Origin of the sequence: Kluyvera sp. CHPC 1.251 (genome assembly GCF_036759945.1) — a bacterium.
In the GTDB taxonomy this organism is placed as follows: Bacteria; Pseudomonadota; Gammaproteobacteria; order Enterobacterales; family Enterobacteriaceae; genus Kluyvera; species Kluyvera sichuanensis.
In genome coordinates this window covers 247,175-264,277 of record NZ_JAPKIC010000001.1, presented here as the reverse complement: position 1 = coordinate 264,277, position 17,103 = coordinate 247,175, and the positions used below count along the sequence as shown (strand labels likewise).

Here is a 17,103-nt window from a genome sequence, read left to right as displayed (position 1 = left end):
TGTATTGGGGGATTAACGCCCCTCTTTTCTCACCCGTTCAATATGAATGGCGAGAAACATAATCTCTTCCGTCGTCAACGGCCGCTGGTAGCTGTTTTGCAGATGCAAACCGACGGTTTCCGCACACTTCCACGCTTTGGCGTAGTTGTCCTTCACCGCGCTATGCAGTTCGGCGTCATCGCCCTCTACCACCGTTCGCGTCAGCATTCGCTGGGCAAAAAATTTCAGGTGGGTCACGAAACGCTGATAGCTTAACGACTCTTCGTTGTACTCCAGGCGCAGTTGATACTTCACCAGCTGCAAAATTTCCTGCATCACCCGGGTGACGTGCATCACTTCCGGCATTTCGCTGTTGAGCTGCGCCGTGACCAGATGTAGCGCGATAAACCCGGCTTCATCCTCTGCCAGCGCCACGCCGAGCCGCTTTTCAATCAGCGCTCGCGCCTCTTGCCCTAGCGCAAACTCTTTCGGGTAGAGCCGCTTTATCTCCCACAACAGCACATTGCGCAGCGCTACGCCCTTTTTCTGCCGCTCAATAGCGAAGTGGCAGTGGTCGGTCAGGGTGATGTAAACGCTCTCCTGCAGCCTGCCGAGCCGCTCGCGCGCCCGTTCGATGATCCGGTCGCAGGTGGTCATCACCTCAAGCGGGATCTGACTGAGTAATTCACCTAAACGCCCTACCAGCTCATCGCTTTGCAGGGCAAAAATTTTCTCGATTTTCGTCTCATCCAGTGAGTCGCCGACGCGTTTCTGAAAGGCTAGCCCTCGCCCCATCACGACTTGCTCACGCCGGTGTTCATCCAGAACCACCACCACATTATTATTAAGTACTTTGGCGATTTGCATTTATGAACCCCAGAAACAAAAAAACCTGACTTCTGACAGGAGCCAGAGAATCAGGTTTTGCCTGCCGAAGCAGTAACAATCGTTTATGAGTATTTCACTTTCATGCAGTGAAGCTCAATGAAGCAAAGAGAAAATTGTGATGGAGATCTGATACTTTATACGCGCCAGTCGGTAATCGCCCGCGCAATCAGCTTCGACTCCTGCAGCGCGCGCACGGCGCTAAACAGTTCGCTAGCCTCGTCATACTCTTTACGCAGGTAGCCAAGCCACTGCTTAATACGCGCCACATGATACAGCCCGGTATCCCCCTGTTTTTCCAGGAGAACATATTTTTTCAGCAACATCACCACCTGCGGCCACGGCAGACGCGGCTCGTTGTATTTGATAACCCGACTAAGGTTCGGCACGTTCAGCGCGCCGCGGCCAATCATCACCGCATCGCAGCCGGTGACGGCCATACACGCCTGCGCGCTGTCGTAGTCCCAGATTTCGCCGTTGGCGATAACCGGAATGGTGAGCCGCTGGCGAATCTCGGCAATCGCCTGCCAGTTGATACGCTCGGCCTTGTAGCCATCCTCTTTGGTGCGTCCGTGAACAGCGAGTTCGGTAGCACCCGCCTGCTGCACCGCATCGGCAATTTCAAACTGCCGCGCCCCGCTGTCCCAGCCCAGACGCACTTTTACCGTCACCGGCAGATGCGCGGGCACCGCTTCGCGCATCGCTTTCGCACCCTGGTAGATAAGCTCCGGATCCTTCAGCAACGTCGCCCCACCGCCGCTGCCGTTTACCGTTTTCGACGGACAGCCACAGTTGAGGTCTACGCCCCAGGAGCCAAGCTCCACCGCGCGGGCGGCGTTCTCCGCCAGCCACTCGGGGTATTGCCCCAATAGCTGAATTCGCACGCGGGTTCCGGAAGGTGTGCGGCTTTGGTTATGCAGTTCGGGGCATAGCTTGTAGAACGATTTTTCCGGCAATAGCTGATCCACCACGCGCAGAAATTCGGTGATGCACAGATCGTAATCATTCACTTCGGTCAGCAGCTCTCGCACTAAGGAGTCGAGCACGCCTTCCATCGGTGCCAGTAAAACACGCATATCGTTATCCGGAAAAAAAAGAGGCGCTATGGTAACGTCTTAGTATGCCGCTTTCCACTGCCAGTCAACACACCAGGAGGTGAATGATGAATTCAAGGGATATTAAGCTCAAAGCCATCCAGCCGCCGCACGGATTCAGCGATGTGCCACCGGTCACGCTGACCGATGCCACCCTGCTCGAACGTAAAAATAAACTGCTCGAACGGATGCAGGAAGAGCGCTTTGATGCGCTGGTGATTTACGCCGATAAAGAGCACGGCGGTAATTTTGAGTACCTGACCGGCTTTATCCCGCGCTTTGAAGAGGGCCTGCTGGTGCTGCATAAGTCCGGGCACGCCACCGCCATTCTCGGCAATGAAAACCTGAAGATGGCTGCGCATTCACGCATTCCGGTGACGTTAAAGCACTGCCCGCTGTTCTCGCTGCCCAATCAGCCGATGGATAACGAAAAGCCGCTGGCGCAGCTGTTCAGCGAAACCGGGCTGAGCGCGATGTCTAAAGTGGGGCTGGTCGGCTGGAAGATGTTTACCACCGCCGGGAGCGATAACGCAAAGCTGTTCGACCTGCCGTGGTTTATCGTCGAGGCGATAAAACAGAGTACCCATGCCGATCTGGTCAACGCGGCGCATCTGTTTATTCGCGGTGATAAAGGCGCGAGAACGGTCAATAACGCCAACGAAATTGCCCATTACGAATATGGCGCCAACCTCGCCTCCCGCTGCATGCTGGCGGCGCTGGATGCCGTCGAACCGGGCGTTCGTGAAGTGGATCTGGGTGCGCTGCTCGCTGCCGAAGGGCAGGCACCGTCTGTCGTCACCATCGCTGCAACGGGCCAGCGTTTTGAGAAAGCCAACCTCTATCCTTCGTGGAAAAAGGTCGGGCGCGGCCAGCCGCTATCGATGACCACCGGGTTTAAAGGCGGGCTCTCCAGCCGCACCGGGTTTGTGATTGCCGAGGAGAGCGAGCTGCCGGAGAACCAGCGTGATTACCTGGACCGGGTGGTGAAACCCTATTTTGGCGCGGTGGCAACGTGGCTTGAAAATATTAAGGTCGGGATGCCGGGCGGTGAGCTTTATGATTTAGTCGAGCGCGTGCTGCCAAAAGCGCAGTACGGCTGGCACCTTAACCCAGGGCACCTGAGCGCCGATGAAGAGTGGATGTCGTCACCGGTCTATTCCGGCTCAAGCGAGACGCTGAAAAGCGGCATGGTGATGCAGATTGATATTATTCCGTCGGTACCGGGATATACCGGTACCAGCGCGGAAGAGAGCATTGCCCTGGCCGACGCCAGGTTACGCCAGCAGATAGCGCAGGCGTATCCAGCGCTGTGGGCACGCATCGAGGCACGGCGAGCCTATATTCGCGAGACGTTGAATATTGCGTTGAGCGATGACGTGTTGCCGCTATCTAACGCCGTGGGGTATCTGCGGCCGTTTATGTTAGCCAAAGATAAGGCGCTGGTGGGTTAGTGCGGTGATATTCCCGGCGGCGCTTTGCTTGGCCGGGCTACAAACCCTGCTCCATTCGGTCCCCTCGCCCCTTTGGGGAGAGGGTTAGGGTGAGGGGCATAGATGCACCGAACCCTCACCCCGACCCTCTCCCTTAAAAAGGGAGAGGGAGCACATGGTGCCAACCGCTATTACCGCGGTTGCAGACAGTTATCTTCTTTCCAGCCGTACAGCCACTCGATGCCGCGATAGAACTCTTCCTGAGTCTTGCCTTTCCACAGCAAGTTACGCACCTGACGCTCGACCCCTGCCGCATGATACAGACGCCCCATTTCACGGGTAGACCAGACAATACGCGCGGTACGCGGAATACGCACCGACTCGTACAGCGCAAACGCGCTGGCGGCATCGCCGTCGCACTGGGTCAGCGCCTTACCGAGCGTTACCGCATCTTCCAGCGCCATGCAGGCACCCTGGGCCATATACTGCGCGACCGGGTGCGCGGAGTCGCCCACCAGCGTAATCCTGTCGTTACCCCACTTCTCCACCGGCTCGCGGTCAGCGGTTGACCAACGACGCCAGGAGGTCGGTTTATCCAGCATCTGACGCGGACGCGGGTGAATGCCCTTGAAGTACGACAGCACCTCTTCTTTGGAGCCGTCGCGCACGCCCCACTGCTCGGTTTCGCGGCTGTGGAAAGTCACCACCAGGTTGTACTGCTTACCGCCGCGCAGCGGATAGTGCACCAGGTGACAGTGCGGGCCAGCCCATAACACCGGCGCGTTGATACGCAGGTCTTCCGGCATATCGTCACGTTCCACCACGGCGCGATAAACCACGTGGCCGGTCACGCGCGGCGTATCGCCGAGCAGGCTCTGGCGCACCACGGATTTCACCCCATCGCAGCCAATCAAAATATCCGCCGTCCAGCTGTTACCTTTATCGTCAAATACGGTGACATCATCGGCGGTCTGGCGAATGTCCACCACGTGGGTGGAGGTACGGTATTTCACGCCCGGGTGCTGCATCGCCGCTTCCCAGACGGTGGCATGGATATCGACGCGGTGGATAACCGCATACGGGCCGCCGAAGTGGTCGCGGAACGCCTGCCCCGTCTCAATGTGAATCACCTCTTCGCCGTTGACCGCATCCATCATGGTGATATGGTCGGTAAAGACCGCACGCTGACGGGCTACCTCGCCCACGCCGAGGCTGTCGAGCGCGGAAAACGCGTTCGGCCCAAGCTGGATCCCGGCGCCAATTTCGCCAATTTCGTGCGCCTGTTCCAGCAGCATCACCTGGATGCCCTGACGCGCCAGCGACAGCGCGGTGGCCGCACCACCGATACCGCCGCCGACAATGATTGCACGCGTTACTTTAGCCATGATTCTTCTCCTGTTCTGACTACGCCGGGATCTTGTCCTGCTGGTTTTCAGGGGCCGCCGCGATAAATGCCGGCAGCGCCGTGCACGCATCAAACACGGCTTTACAGCGTGGGAAACCGCTTAAATCGCAGCCCATACGCTCCGCGTTCGCCCACTGCGGCACCAGGCAGCAGTCGGCCAGCGTCGGCGTATCGCCGAAGCAAAATACCCCTGACTGGCCACGGCGCAGCAATTGTTCTACCGCGCTCAGCCCCTGCTGGATCCAGTGTGCATACCAGCGTTTTTTCTCTTCTTCACTCACCTTCAGCTCATCGCTGAGGTAGCGCAATACGCGCATGTTGTTGATGGGGTGGATGTCGCAACAGATGGCGTACACCACCTCCAGCACGCGCATGCGCTGGGGATCGTTCGCCGGTAGCAGCGGCGTCTGCGGGAAATGTCTGTCCAGCCAGTCAATAATCGCCAGCGACTGCCCCAGCGATTCACCGTCATCGGTGACCAGTGCTGGCACCAGTCCCACCGGGTTCAGGCGTCGGTACTCCAGCGCATTCTGCTGGCCGATGCGGATATTGACCCCGACGGTCTGGTGGTCAATGCCCTTCAGCGCCATCGCAATACGTACGCGGTAAGAGGCCGAACTATTAAAAAAACTGTACAGCTTCATCATTCACCTCAAACAATGTTGACCGCGATTGGCGTTAACCCTTCCACATTACCGGTGATGGTTTCGCCCTTCACGACCGCGCCAACGCCTTCCGGCGTACCGGTGAAGATCAGGTCGCCCGGTTGCAGTTCGAAGAAGCCGGACAGGTAGCTGATGGTCTCTTTCACGTCCCAGATCAGGTGCTGAATATCGCTGCGCTGGCGGTCTTTGCCATCAACCTGCAGCCAGATTGGCGCTTTATCGAGGGACGGTGCGTCGGCCACTTTATGCAGCGGCGCAATCGGTGCGGACAGGTCAAAGGCTTTGCCGATTTCCCACGGACGGCCCATCTGGCGCATCTCCATCTGACGGTCGCGACGGGTCATGTCCAGCCCGGTGGCGTAGCCCCAGATATACTCTTCGGCTTTCTCCAGAGGGATATCGCTGCCTTTTTTACCAATGGCCACCACCAGCTCGATTTCATAGTGATAGTTATCGGTCTGCGCCGGGTAGGCCAAGTTCAGGGTTTCGCCAGCGGCAACGGGAACCACGGCATCCGCCGGCTTGCAGAAGAAGAATGGCGGCTCGCGATCCGGGTCAAAGCCCATCTCACGGGCGTGAGCGGCATAGTTACGGCCCACGCAGTACACGCGACGTACCGGGAATTTCTCATCGCTGCCAACAACCGGCACGGCAACCGGCGCCTGGGGTTCAAATACGTATTTGCTCATCTTTCTTCTCCTGATTAATAGCGCGCTTCGCGGAACAGTCCCAGGGCTTCCTGGACAGGCCTATCCGAGAAACTGAATAACACGGTCTCTTCTGGTGTGTTAAAGGACACGCTGTGCCAGGTTGGCACGACAAAAATATCTTTCGCTTTAAAGCTGAAGGTCTGCTCGCCGATGGTCACCTCACCGCTGCCTTCCACCACGTGGTAGATGGTGCTGTCGGTGGTGCGCGCCCGACGCGTCTGGAAGCCTTTCGGCAACAGCTGCAGGAAGGCCCCCATCGACGGCATCGGGTAGCCCCCGGTCACCGGGTTGACGTAGCGCATCTTGTAGCCATCCCACTCATCGGCATCGCCCATCCGCATCAGGTCATGCAGCGCTTCACGGCTGCGGTCATAGCGGTAGTTGAAAATCGGCGATGAGTTACCCACCTGGTGGCGCAGCGGCAGCATGTTGGCGGCGTAGCGCGGCAGGTAGTCGCCCTCTTTGCGGGTGACCGGCTGCTGTTCTTCCGGGTAATCTTCCGCAAAGCCGCAGCCGAGGTAGTTGACCAGCGGCAGGTCGAGGCCGTCGAGCCAGATAACCGGTTCATCGCCTGGGTTACCGTGGTCATGCCAGCGCCACTGCGGGGTGAGGATAAAATCACCGGGGCTCATCTGAGTGCGTTCGCCGTCAACGGCGGTAAATGCGCCGTGGCCTTCCACCACAAAGCGCAGCGCAGACTGGTTATGGCGATGGCTTGGTGCCACCTCACCCGGCATGATCAGCTGCAGGCCCGCGTACAGCGATGAGGTAATCGATGAGTGACCGCGCAGGCCGGGGTTTTCCAGCACCAGTACGCGGCGTACCGCCTCTTTTGCGCCAATCAGCGTGCCGCTTTCCAGCAGCAGCGGGCGAATTTCCTGGTAGTTCCAGTAGGCCGGAGCGCAGTTGGCGTTTGGCGTTTTGGGCACCAGGTGATGCAACGATTCCCACAGCGGCGTCAGGTTTTGCCCGGAAATATGCTGGTAGAACTGTTGGCGATCGTGTTTTACGTCCGAGGTCATTATTATTCTCCTTAACTTTTCACCGCGCCCATCACAGGCGACGATTCGGGTACTCGGGATGATTGACGTACGACCAGGGTCAACAGCGTCAGCACGACGGCGCTAATGGCGGCCGGTACGGCAATCACAAAGAACAGGGTGTCGAATGAGAAGTTCATCGCCATCATCACGCCGCCGGAAACGGAACCGACAATCGCGCCACAGCGGCCGATAGCGTTTGACCAGCTCACGCCGGTGGCGCGGCTTTGGGTCGGGTAAAGCGTGGCGGTCAGTGCATTCAGCCCCACCTGCGAGCCGCTGATGCCGATACCTGTGCCGAAAATCGCCAGCGCCATCATCCACAGGCCGTTTTCACTCAGGCCAATCATCACAATGCACACCGCTCCCAGGGCATAGCTCACCGCCAGCACCCAGAACGGATTGAATTTATCCATTAAGACGCCGAGCATCAGCGCCCCCAGCGTGCCGCCCACCTGGAACGCCGCCGTCACCCACGAAGCGTGCTGGAGATCGATCCCGCGATGATTCAGCAGGGTTGGCATCCAGCTGGAGAGTAAATAGATGATCAGCAGGCTCATAAAGAACACCACCCACAGCATCAGGGTAATAGTGAGCTGACGCCCGGCGAACAGCTGGCTGATGCTGCCTTTTTTGGTTGCCGCTGGTTCATCAAGCCAGAACTCGGCATCGTCATAGCGCTCGCCGGTCATGGCGCTGATGGTACGGCGAATTTCCGCCTGCGGACGCTGACGACGCACCAGCCAGCGTGGGGATTCAGGCAGCACGGCCAGCAGCGCGAAGAACAGCACGATAGGCAGAACGCCGCCCAGCACCAGAATGCCGTGCCAGCCAATCACCGCCACCAGCTGCGCGCTGACAATACCGCCCAGCGCCGAGCCGAGGGTAAAGCCGCAGAACATCAGGGTGACCAGTGCGCCGCGACGGCGGGCCGGCAGATATTCAGAGGTCATGGTGATGGTATTGGGCATCGCGCCGCCAAGGCCGAGACCGGTTAAGAAGCGCAGGATGATTAAGGCTTCCAGATTCGGTGAGAACGCCGACAGCAGACTGAAGAGGCCGAACAGCGCCACGCACCATTCGATAACCCGTTTGCGCCCGAGCCGGTCAGAGAGCGGGCCGCACAGCAAGGCGCCTGCGGTTAAACCCAGCAATCCGGCGCCAAACAGCGGCGCTAAATCGCCTGCGGTTAACTGCCAGTGGTCACGAATGGCCGGGGCGATAAAGCCAATCGCGGCGGTATCAAAACCGTCCATCATCACTACCAGAAAACAGCAGATGATGACGCGCCACTGCATCTTGCCGATCGGAGCGACATCGATGAGTGCCTGTAGTTCACGTCGTTGCGTCATAGGGAGGGCCTCGGTATGTGCAGGTTATCCACATCGCCGTTCACGCTTTCGCCAGAACGGCTCAGAGTAAGATGTTTATTTTTTTGCTTTTATGTTGCTATCTTGTGACATGTGAAATGAGTTGTACAATGGCATTTCATGCCTATCCATAACCTGGAGGTTATATCTCATGGCCGATTGGACGCAGAAGCTGAAGCTCCACCATCTGAAGATGTTGGTGGCACTTGGCGAGCAGGGAAACCTGACTCAGGTCGCTAAAATGATGCACATCACCCAGCCCGCGCTGTCGAAATGGTTAACCCAGTTTGAAGAAGAGCTGGGCATCACGCTTTTTGAGCGCCACAGCAAAGGGCTGCGCGTGTCGGAAGGTGGCAAACTGCTGCTTCAGCACGCGCAACGGCTGATTAACGATATAGAACGTTCGCAGTTTGAGATGGAGCGTTTTAAGCAGGGTGGCCTGGTAGGGAGCCTGAAAATCGGCTGCTCGCCGGTAGCGACCGACTGCGTCTCCCAGGCGATTTTCCCGCTGCTGGCCGAGATGCCTACGCTGCATCTGAATATTGAAGAGAAGGTGATGACGCCGCTGCTGCATGATTTGCAGTCCGGCGTCGTGGACGTGGTGGTTGGGCGCATCGGCGGCCGGGCGCTGGAGTTACCGCTAAACTATGAGGTGCTCTACACCGAGCCAGTCTGCTTCGTGGCGCGAACCGACCACCCCCTCGCCCACCGCAGCCGCCTGTCGTGGGAGGACCTGGCATCATGGCGCTGGATAGTCTGGCCTAACGGCACGCCGATTCGCCAAAGCATCGACAACGCATTGGTGGAAAACGGCGTCATGCTGCCGGAAAATACCATAGAGTCGGCCTCAATGAACGTCAGCGTTAACCTGCTGCAAAGCAGCGATATGGTCTCAATTCTGTCACTGCGTCTGGCGGAGCGATACCAGAGCCAGGGCCAGCTCGCCATTCTGGCGCTGCCACGTGTTGAGCAGAAAGGCAGCGTCGGCGTATTCTGGCGCAAATCGAGCATTCCTTCGCTGGCGCTAAGCCGGTTTCTCCACTATTTGTCGCATCCGGTACAAATGGCGGAATAACGCCGGGCAGATGCCTGATGTTCGCGTTATCTATATCAGGTATGCTCAGATTTCATGATGTGATCGGTAGCACATTTCAGGGTTTAATTGTATGATGAATGCATTCCACCAAAGGTGAATACCATGCTCAAATCACTGAATTTAATCTGGCAATACCTGCGTGCATTCGTGCTGATTTACGCCTGTCTGTATGCCGGTATTTTTATTTCGTCGCTGCTGCCGATTACCATCCCCGGCAGCATTATCGGCATGCTTATTATGTTCGTGCTGCTGGCGCTGCAAATCCTGCCCGCGAAGTGGGTCAACCCCGGCTGCTACATCCTGATCCGTTATATGGCGCTGCTGTTCGTACCCATTGGCGTCGGTGTGATGCAGTACTTCTCGCTGCTGAGCGCGCAGTTCGGCCCGGTGGTCGTCTCCTGTACCATCAGTACGCTGGTAGTGCTGGTGGTGGTGAGCTGGAGCTCTCACCTGATTCACGGTGAGCGTAAAGTGGTGGGTCGTGAGGGAGCGGATAAATAATGCTGCACTATATCTGGTGGTCTTTACCGCTGACCTTAGCCGTCTTTTTCGCCGCCCGTAAGCTTGCCGCGCGCTTTAAGATGCCGCTGCTTAACCCGCTGCTGGTGTCGATGGTAGTGATTATTCCGTTCCTGCTGCTGACCAATATTCCTTACGATCATTACTTTAAGGGCAGTGAGGTACTGAACGACCTGCTGCAGCCTGCGGTGGTCGCCCTGGCCTATCCGCTGTATGAACAGCTGCACCAGATCCGCGCCCGCTGGAAATCCATCATTACTATCTGCTTCGTCGGCAGCGCGGTGGCGATGATCACCGGGACGTCGGTGGCGCTGATGATGGGGGCGTCCCCACAAATCGCCGCCTCTATTCTGCCAAAATCGGTGACCACGCCGATTGCGATGGCGGTCAGCGGCAGCATCGGCGGTATTCCCGCGATTAGCGCCGTGTGCGTCATTTACGTTGGTATTCTCGGTGCGGTGTTTGGTCATACCCTGCTGAACCTGATGCGGATTACCACCAAAGCCTCTCGCGGGCTGTCGATGGGTACCGCCTCGCACGCCCTCGGCACCGCTCGCTGTGCCGAGATGGACTACCAGGAAGGGGCGTTTAGTTCTCTGGCGTTGGTCATCTGCGGCATCATTACCTCGCTGATTGCGCCATTCCTGTTCCCGATTATTCTGTCGGTAGTGGGATAAAACGAGACAAATCACACATTTTTAATTGATGTTACACACGTTGCATTAACAATGAGATATTGATCACTAATTGGGGCGCTTGCGCCCCGTACACTACGATCCCATTACATTGTTATGAGGCACAACGCCATGCATCCACGTTTTCAATCTGCTTTTTCGCAACTGGCGGCAGATCTGCAGACCGCTATCGCTCCCCTGCTAGCCGATCCGCACTTCCCTGCTCTGCTAAGCGCCGAGCAGGTCTCTTCGCTTAAAACGGCGACGGGGCTGGACGAAGACGCGCTCGCTTTCGCGCTTCTGCCACTGGCTGCAGCCTGCGCCCGTGCTGACCTGTCTCACTTTAACGTTGGCGCTATCGCCCGCGGCGTGAGCGGTACCTGGTACTTTGGCGGCAACATGGAATTCCTCGGCGCCACCATGCAGCAGACCGTGCACGCAGAACAGAGCGCCATCAGCCATGCCTGGCTGCGCGGCGAAAAATCCCTGCAGGCCATTACCGTTAACTACACGCCGTGCGGCCACTGCCGTCAGTTTATGAATGAACTGAACAGCGGGCTGGCGCTGCGTATTAACCTGCCGGGCCGTCAGCCGCATACGCTGCAAGACTACCTGCCGGACGCGTTCGGGCCAAAAGACCTCGATATCAAAACCCTGCTGATGGATGAGCAGGATCACGGCTATCCGCTCGAGGGCGATGCGCTGGCGCAGGCCGCGATTCAGGCCGCTAACCACAGCCACACCCCGTACAGTAAAGCGCCTTCCGGCGTGGCGCTGGAACTGCGTGACGGTACCATTTTCAGCGGCAGCTATGCGGAAAACGCGGCGTTTAACCCAACGTTGCCACCGCTGCAGGGTGCCCTGAACCTGCTGAGCCTGAATGGTTACGACTACCCGGATATTCAACGCGCCATTCTGGCCGAACGCGCCGATGCGCCACTGATTCAGTGGGATGCCACCGCCGCCACGCTGAAAGCGCTGGGCTGCCACAATATCGATCGCGTGCTGCTGGCGTAAACGGTAGGCCTGATAAGCGTAGCGCCATCAGGCGAACTGGAGCTGATTGCCGGATGGCGGCGTTGCCTTATCCGGCCTACAAACGGCAATCCGTCTCCGTTGTCTAATTTCCCCGCAATTAAACGATGGTTTCTTGCTCTTGCCCGGCGGGTAAAGTAGCCTGATGTCTCCCTCGTCCACTATTGAGTCAAGTTCATGTTAAAGCGTGTGTTATACAGCCTGTTAGTCCTATGCGGCCTGCTGCTGTTGACCGTGCTGGGTCTTGACCGTTGGATGAGCTGGAAAACCGCCCCCTATATCTACGATGAACTGCAGGATCTCCCCTACCGCCAGGTTGGCGTGGTGCTCGGCACCGCCAAGTATTACCGCACCGGTGTGATCAACCAATATTATCGTTACCGCATTCAGGGCGCGCTGAACGCCTACAACAGCGGCAAGGTCAACTACCTGCTGCTGAGCGGCGATAACGCGCTGCAAAGCTATAATGAACCGATGACCATGCGTCGCGATCTGATTAAAGCTGGCGTCGATCCTGCCGATATTGTGCTCGACTACGCTGGTTTCCGCACGCTCGACTCCATCGTGCGTACCCGCAAAGTCTTCGACACCAACGATTTCATCATCATCACCCAGCGCTTCCACTGCGAGCGTGCGCTGTTTATCGCCCTGCATATGGGCATTCAGGCGCAGTGCTACGCCGTGCCGTCGCCGAAAGATATGTGGAGCGTTCGCCTGCGCGAGTTCGGTGCCCGCTTCGGCGCGCTGGCTGACCTCTATCTCTTCAAACGCGAGCCGCGTTTCTTAGGCCCGCTGATCCCCATTCCTGCCCAGCAGGAAGTGCCGGAAGGCGCTCAGGGTTATCCGGCGGTCACGCCAGAGCAGCTGCTGGAATTGCAGAAGAAGAAAACAAACTAACCCTTTCTAAACACCATGATTCCCGCCATTAAATTAGTTAATGAGTTTTCATTCGCTAATAGCTCCTATTTGCATCTTATGTATTCTTGCGATCCCCAATAAACCACATTAATTATCAGGTTATTTGTGAATACTTTCACAGAACCATCCCCCTCATCCGCTTAGCCTGCCAGTAGTTGTTTCACTTTATTTGCCTTAATTAAACTAATCATTAAGGGAGCAATTATGTCGCAACACGAATACCAGGATGAGCTGATTCCCGCCTTTACGCCGCTACTGGCGATCAAAGAAGCCTCCCGCTGCCTGCTGTGCCACGATGCGCCGTGCAGCCAGTCCTGCCCGGCGGAGACCGACCCGGGCAAGTTCATTCGCTCACTCTATTTCCGCAACGTTAAAGGCGCTGCCGAAACCATTCGGGAAAATAATGCGTTAGGGGCGGTATGCGCACGCGTCTGCCCAACGGAAAAACTGTGCCAACAGGGCTGTTCCCGCTCGGGAATCGATACGCCGATTGATATCGGCCGCCTGCAGCGTTTTATCACCGACTTTGAACAGCAGACAGCGATGCAGATTTACCAACCGGGCCGCAAGGATAAAGGCAAAGTGGCGATTGTTGGCGCGGGCCCTGCCGGATTACAGGCCAGCGTCACGCTCACCAATCTGGGCTATGACGTGACCCTTTTCGAAAAAGCGGCCCAGCCGGGCGGCTGGTTGCGTCACGGTATTCCTGAATTCCGCCTGCCGCAAAAGGTGCTGGATGCTGAGATTGCACGCATCAGTGAAATGGGCGTGACGATTCGCTGCGGCTGTGAAGCCGGCAAAAACCTGACCCTCGCCGAGCTAAAAGCCGACTACCGCGCCGTGCTGCTGACCGTTGGGATGTCTAAAGGCGCAACGCTGCCAATGTTTAACGACGCAGACCCGGTCGAGATTGCCGTCGATTTTCTCCAGCGCGCCCGTACCTCAGGCGGCAACATCACCGTACCGCAAAGCGCCCTGATTGTCGGCGGCGGCGACGTGGCAATGGACGTGGCCAGCACGCTGAAAATTCTCGGCTGCTCCTCCGTCACCTGCGTCGCGCGCGAAGAGCTGGCCGACTTCCCGGCAAGCGATAAAGAGTTCACCACTACCCAGGCGCTGGGCGTGTCGATTATCGATGGCTTTACGCCTGTCAGCGTGACGGGCAACAAAGTCACATTCCAGCACGTCCGCCTGCCCGGTGAGCTAACGCTGACGGCGGAGCGTATTTACCTGGCGGTAGGCCAACACGCTGAGCTAAATGCCTTTGCGGGCATTCAGGTACAGCGCAACGTCGTGGAAACGCACGACTACCAGACCAGCGATCCTGCGCTGTTCGCCGCGGGCGATATCGTCAAGGGAGATAAAACCGTGGTCTACGCCGTGAAGACCGGGAAAGAAGCCGCTCAGGCCATTCATCACTATTTAGAGGAGGCATGAACATGTTAATCAAAGATCTGTCGGTCACCTTCTGCGGCGTTAAATTCCCTAACCCGTTCTGCCTCTCGTCTTCACCGGTAGGCAACTGTTATGACATGTGCGCCAAAGCCTATGACAGCGGCTGGGGCGGGATCGTGTTTAAAACCATCGGCTTCTTCATTGCCAACGAAGTCTCTCCGCGCTTCGACCATCTGACCAAAGAAGACACCGGGTTTATCGGCTTTAAGAATATGGAGCAGATTGCCGAGCACCCGCTGGCGGAAAACCTGGCGGCAATCCGCCAACTCAAGCAGGATTATCCCGATAAGGTGCTGATCGCCTCGATCATGGGCGAAAATGAGCAGCAGTGGCAGGATCTGGCGAAGCTCGTCGAGGAAGCCGGGGCCGACATGATTGAGTGTAACTTCTCCTGCCCGCAGATGACCTCTCACGCGATGGGCAGCGACGTCGGGCAAAGCCCGGAGCTGGTAGAGAAATACTGCCGGGCGGTGAAGCGCGGCTCCACTCTGCCGATGCTCGCTAAAATGACGCCGAACATCGGCGATATGTGCGAAGTGGCGCTGGCGGCGAAACGCGGTGGTGCCGACGGCATTGCGACCATCAACACCGTTAAATCTATTACCAATATCGACCTAAACCGTAAAATCGGCATGCCGGTGGTCAACGGTAAATCCAGCGTCTCCGGGTATTCTGGTAAAGCCGTGAAGCCGATTGCGCTGCGCTTCATTCAGCAACTGCGCACGCACCCCGAACTGAAGGATTTCCCCATCAGCGGGATCGGCGGGATTGAAACCTGGGAAGACGCCGCCGAGTTTTTACTGCTGGGCGCGGCGACGCTGCAGGTCACGACCGGCATCATGCAGTACGGCTACCGTATCGTTGAAGATATGATAAGCGGCCTCTCCCACTACCTTAACGATCAGGGCTTCAATTCGCTTGATGACATGATTGGCCTGGCCAATCACAACATCGTGCCGGCCGAAGACCTTGACCGCAGCTACATCGTCTATCCGCATATTAATCAGGAAAAATGTGTCGGCTGCGGCCGCTGCTATATCTCCTGCTACGACGGCGGGCATCAGGCGATGGAGTGGAATGAGGAGACCCGCACGCCGCACTGCGATACCGAAAAATGCGTCGGCTGTCTGCTCTGCGGACACGTCTGTCCGGTGGCCTGTATTAGCCTTGGAGAGATAGTCTTTAAACCGGGTGAAACAGCGCACGCCGTGGCGCTTTAACGCCCTTCAACATACCGGCCCGCCGAACGGGCCGGATGGATAACGCTATGAGCACACTTGTCGCCATCGCGCTAACCACTGGGATTTTATCCGGTATCTGGAGTTGGGTTGCCGTGACATGGGGGTTGCTTAGCTGGGCGGGTTTTCTTGGCTGTACCGCGTATTTTGCCTGTCCACAGGGCGGGCTAAAAGGGCTGGGCATTTCATTTTGTACGCTGGTCAGCGGCGTATTCTGGGCGGAAGTGATTATTCATGGTAGCGCACTGTCGCCTGCGCTGACGATTGTCAGCTATCTGCTCACCGGTGTGGTGGCCTTCGCTATGTGCATTCAGGCCAAAAGCGGCTGGCTCTCTTTTGTCCCCGGCACCTTTATCGGCGCCTGTTCAACCTTTGCCTGCGACGGCAACTGGCGAGTGGTGCTGCCTGCACTGCTGGTAGGGTTGGTTTTTGGTTATGCGATGAAAAACAGCGGGCTGTATATTGCCGCCCGCAGCAAGTCGTCTGGCCGAGCGAAGCGACGCCGGGGCCCCGGAGTCGGTGCTTTGCACTTCGTCCGGGCTACAATGAAAATGCCCGGCATTTCGCCGGGCTTGTTTTTATTTCTTACGTGCGTACTTGAGGGAGTCCAGCGCCACGGCGAAGATAATAATCCCGCCCTTGATGATGTACTGCCAGTACGGGTTCACGCCGATATAGGTCAGGCCGTAGTTGATAACGGTGAAGATGATCACACCGGTCACCACGCCCAGTACGGTACCTACGCCGCCGCTGAATGACACCCCACCAACCACGCAGGCGGCAATCGCATCCAGTTCATACATAAAGCCGAGGTTGTTGGTTGCCGAGCCGATACGCCCTGCTTCCAGCATCCCGCCGAAGGCATAGAACACGCCGGACAACGCATAAATCACCAGCAGGTTCAGCGCCACGTTCACGCCGGAAACCTTCGCCGCTTCCGGGTTACCGCCGATAGCGAAGATGTTTTTACCAAAGCGGGTCTTGTTCCACAGGATCCAGACAAACCCTACGGCAATCAGCGCGTAGAAGGTAATGTACGACAGGCGGAAACTGCCCAGCGCGATAAACCCTTGCGTGAACGTCGAGAAACCGCCGTCGAAGCCAGAAATCGGCGATGCGCCCACGAAGTCGTAGTACAGGGAGTTGATACCGTAAACTATGATCATCGTACCCAACGTGGTGATGAACGGCGTCACGTTCAGGTAAGCAATGATAATCCCGTTAATCAGGCCAATCACCGCACCAATGGCACAGACAATAATCATCACCACGAAGATTGGCATGGTTGCCATCTCAGGGAATACCTTGTTGGCGTTCTCCATCGACTGCAACAGCGTCGCTGCAATCACCGCCGCGAGGCCAACCTGGCGCCCCGCCGACAGGTCGGTACCCTGGGTAACAATCAGACCAGCAACGCCGAGGGCGATAATAATACGTACAGAAGACTGAGTCAGGATATTACTAAGGTTCAACAAACTTAAGAAAGTCGGGTCCTGGATAATAATAATGGCCAGCAGAACCAAAAGAACAACGTAAATACCGCCATCTTTCAGATAAGTGAGAAAGCTTTTTTTATTTAACGCACTCATG

At 57.2% G+C, this 17,103-nt stretch carries 16 protein-coding genes and 1 pseudogene; 9 read left to right on the top strand and 8 right to left on the bottom strand.

Going from position 1 to position 17,103, the window contains the following annotated elements; translation table 11 throughout:
• Nucleotides 1–12: 12 nt before the first annotated feature.
• Together bglG and dusC are read right to left on the bottom strand one after the other, a co-directional pair.
• Nucleotides 13–846: a transcriptional antiterminator BglG gene (gene bglG / locus V6940_RS01185; protein ID WP_333494526.1), complete on the bottom strand. Its 834-nt coding sequence runs from the start codon at nt 844–846 to the stop codon at nt 13–15.
• 155 nt (nt 847–1,001) lie between these two features.
• Entirely contained in the window at nt 1,002–1,940 is a 939-nt protein-coding gene (gene dusC, locus V6940_RS01180) for a tRNA dihydrouridine(16) synthase DusC (RefSeq protein ID WP_333494525.1), read from the bottom strand.
• 86 nt (nt 1,941–2,026) lie between these two features.
• Here dusC and V6940_RS01175 point away from each other — a divergent pair, with 86 nt between their 5' ends.
• Nucleotides 2,027–3,409 (top strand): M24 family metallopeptidase, encoded by a 1,383-nt coding sequence (locus V6940_RS01175; protein ID WP_333494981.1) that lies wholly within the window; start codon nt 2,027–2,029, stop codon nt 3,407–3,409.
• A gap of 170 nt (nt 3,410–3,579) precedes the next feature.
• Here the strand turns inward: V6940_RS01175 and V6940_RS01170 are convergent, their stop codons facing one another.
• Genes V6940_RS01170 through mhbT form a run of 5 tightly spaced genes read right to left on the bottom strand, consistent with a single transcriptional unit; the run spans nt 3,580 to nt 8,560 of the window.
• Nucleotides 3,580–4,773 carry a 3-hydroxybenzoate 6-monooxygenase gene (locus tag V6940_RS01170; RefSeq protein WP_333494524.1) on the bottom strand — a complete coding sequence of 398 codons (1,194 nt, stop codon included), beginning with the start codon at nt 4,771–4,773 and terminating at the stop codon, nt 3,580–3,582.
• 19 nt (nt 4,774–4,792) lie between these two features.
• Nucleotides 4,793–5,437 carry a maleylacetoacetate isomerase gene (maiA, locus tag V6940_RS01165; protein ID WP_333494523.1) on the bottom strand — a complete coding sequence of 215 codons (645 nt, stop codon included), beginning with the start codon at nt 5,435–5,437 and terminating at the stop codon, nt 4,793–4,795.
• Nucleotides 5,438–5,445: 8 nt separating this feature from the next.
• Nucleotides 5,446–6,147, bottom strand: a complete 702-nt coding sequence (locus V6940_RS01160) for a fumarylacetoacetate hydrolase family protein (RefSeq protein ID WP_333494522.1) — start codon at nt 6,145–6,147, stop codon at nt 5,446–5,448.
• Nucleotides 6,148–6,161: 14 nt separating this feature from the next.
• Nucleotides 6,162–7,190: a gentisate 1,2-dioxygenase gene (gene gtdA, locus V6940_RS01155; protein ID WP_333494521.1), complete on the bottom strand. Its 1,029-nt coding sequence runs from the start codon at nt 7,188–7,190 to the stop codon at nt 6,162–6,164.
• Nucleotides 7,191–7,201: 11 nt separating this feature from the next.
• On the bottom strand, nt 7,202–8,560 hold the full coding sequence (mhbT, locus tag V6940_RS01150; protein WP_333494520.1) for a 3-hydroxybenzoate transporter MhbT: 1,359 nt from the start codon (nt 8,558–8,560) through the stop codon (nt 7,202–7,204).
• 169 nt (nt 8,561–8,729) lie between these two features.
• Between mhbT and V6940_RS01145 the strand changes: the two genes are divergently transcribed.
• The 8 genes and pseudogenes from V6940_RS01145 to V6940_RS01110 form a co-directional block, all read left to right on the top strand.
• Complete coding sequence (locus V6940_RS01145) at nt 8,730–9,653, top strand: LysR substrate-binding domain-containing protein (RefSeq protein WP_333494519.1); 924 nt, start codon at nt 8,730–8,732, stop codon at nt 9,651–9,653.
• A gap of 123 nt (nt 9,654–9,776) precedes the next feature.
• Nucleotides 9,777–10,175 (top strand): CidA/LrgA family protein, encoded by a 399-nt coding sequence (locus V6940_RS01140; protein ID WP_185666919.1) that lies wholly within the window; start codon nt 9,777–9,779, stop codon nt 10,173–10,175.
• On the top strand, nt 10,175–10,870 hold the full coding sequence (locus V6940_RS01135; RefSeq protein ID WP_333494518.1) for a CidB/LrgB family autolysis modulator: 696 nt from the start codon (nt 10,175–10,177) through the stop codon (nt 10,868–10,870). The genes V6940_RS01140 and V6940_RS01135 overlap by 1 nt, the downstream gene beginning before the upstream one ends.
• Before the next feature lie 129 nt (nt 10,871–10,999).
• Nucleotides 11,000–11,884, top strand: a complete 885-nt coding sequence (gene cdd / locus V6940_RS01130; protein ID WP_333494517.1) for a cytidine deaminase — start codon at nt 11,000–11,002, stop codon at nt 11,882–11,884.
• Between the two features lie 195 nt (nt 11,885–12,079).
• Nucleotides 12,080–12,799: an outer membrane permeability protein SanA gene (gene sanA, locus V6940_RS01125; RefSeq protein WP_333494516.1), complete on the top strand. Its 720-nt coding sequence runs from the start codon at nt 12,080–12,082 to the stop codon at nt 12,797–12,799.
• A gap of 225 nt (nt 12,800–13,024) precedes the next feature.
• Nucleotides 13,025–14,257 (top strand): NAD(P)-dependent oxidoreductase, encoded by a 1,233-nt coding sequence (locus V6940_RS01120; protein WP_333494515.1) that lies wholly within the window; start codon nt 13,025–13,027, stop codon nt 14,255–14,257.
• A gap of 2 nt (nt 14,258–14,259) precedes the next feature.
• Nucleotides 14,260–15,495 (top strand): NAD-dependent dihydropyrimidine dehydrogenase subunit PreA, encoded by a 1,236-nt coding sequence (gene preA / locus V6940_RS01115; RefSeq protein WP_333494514.1) that lies wholly within the window; start codon nt 14,260–14,262, stop codon nt 15,493–15,495.
• A gap of 47 nt (nt 15,496–15,542) precedes the next feature.
• Nucleotides 15,543–15,989, top strand: a pseudogene (locus tag V6940_RS01110) (DUF1097 domain-containing protein); the annotation flags it as partial.
• A gap of 102 nt (nt 15,990–16,091) precedes the next feature.
• On the opposite strand, the gene mglC reads toward V6940_RS01110, so the two are convergent.
• Nucleotides 16,092–17,102, bottom strand: coding sequence for a galactose/methyl galactoside ABC transporter permease MglC (gene mglC / locus V6940_RS01105; protein ID WP_220440434.1), 1,011 nt, complete (start codon nt 17,100–17,102; stop codon nt 16,092–16,094).
• Nucleotide 17,103: the final 1 nt, after the last annotated feature.

What these genes read in the sequence shown, in the direction of transcription:
- bglG (WP_333494526.1), bottom strand. Translation starts at nt 846, where the DNA reads ATGCAAATCGCCAAAGTACTTAATAATAATGTGGTGGTGGTTCTGGAT.
- dusC (WP_333494525.1), bottom strand. Translation starts at nt 1,940, where the DNA reads ATGCGTGTTTTACTGGCACCGATGGAAGGCGTGCTCGACTCCTTAGTG.
- V6940_RS01175 (WP_333494981.1), top strand. Translation starts at nt 2,027, where the DNA reads ATGAATTCAAGGGATATTAAGCTCAAAGCCATCCAGCCGCCGCACGGA.
- V6940_RS01170 (WP_333494524.1), bottom strand. Translation starts at nt 4,773, where the DNA reads ATGGCTAAAGTAACGCGTGCAATCATTGTCGGCGGCGGTATCGGTGGT.
- maiA (WP_333494523.1), bottom strand. Translation starts at nt 5,437, where the DNA reads ATGAAGCTGTACAGTTTTTTTAATAGTTCGGCCTCTTACCGCGTACGT.
- V6940_RS01160 (WP_333494522.1), bottom strand. Translation starts at nt 6,147, where the DNA reads ATGAGCAAATACGTATTTGAACCCCAGGCGCCGGTTGCCGTGCCGGTT.
- gtdA (WP_333494521.1), bottom strand. Translation starts at nt 7,190, where the DNA reads ATGACCTCGGACGTAAAACACGATCGCCAACAGTTCTACCAGCATATT.
- mhbT (WP_333494520.1), bottom strand. Translation starts at nt 8,560, where the DNA reads ATGACGCAACGACGTGAACTACAGGCACTCATCGATGTCGCTCCGATC.
- V6940_RS01145 (WP_333494519.1), top strand. Translation starts at nt 8,730, where the DNA reads ATGGCCGATTGGACGCAGAAGCTGAAGCTCCACCATCTGAAGATGTTG.
- V6940_RS01140 (WP_185666919.1), top strand. Translation starts at nt 9,777, where the DNA reads ATGCTCAAATCACTGAATTTAATCTGGCAATACCTGCGTGCATTCGTG.
- V6940_RS01135 (WP_333494518.1), top strand. Translation starts at nt 10,175, where the DNA reads ATGCTGCACTATATCTGGTGGTCTTTACCGCTGACCTTAGCCGTCTTT.
- cdd (WP_333494517.1), top strand. Translation starts at nt 11,000, where the DNA reads ATGCATCCACGTTTTCAATCTGCTTTTTCGCAACTGGCGGCAGATCTG.
- sanA (WP_333494516.1), top strand. Translation starts at nt 12,080, where the DNA reads ATGTTAAAGCGTGTGTTATACAGCCTGTTAGTCCTATGCGGCCTGCTG.
- V6940_RS01120 (WP_333494515.1), top strand. Translation starts at nt 13,025, where the DNA reads ATGTCGCAACACGAATACCAGGATGAGCTGATTCCCGCCTTTACGCCG.
- preA (WP_333494514.1), top strand. Translation starts at nt 14,260, where the DNA reads ATGTTAATCAAAGATCTGTCGGTCACCTTCTGCGGCGTTAAATTCCCT.
- mglC (WP_220440434.1), bottom strand. Translation starts at nt 17,102, where the DNA reads ATGAGTGCGTTAAATAAAAAAAGCTTTCTCACTTATCTGAAAGATGGC.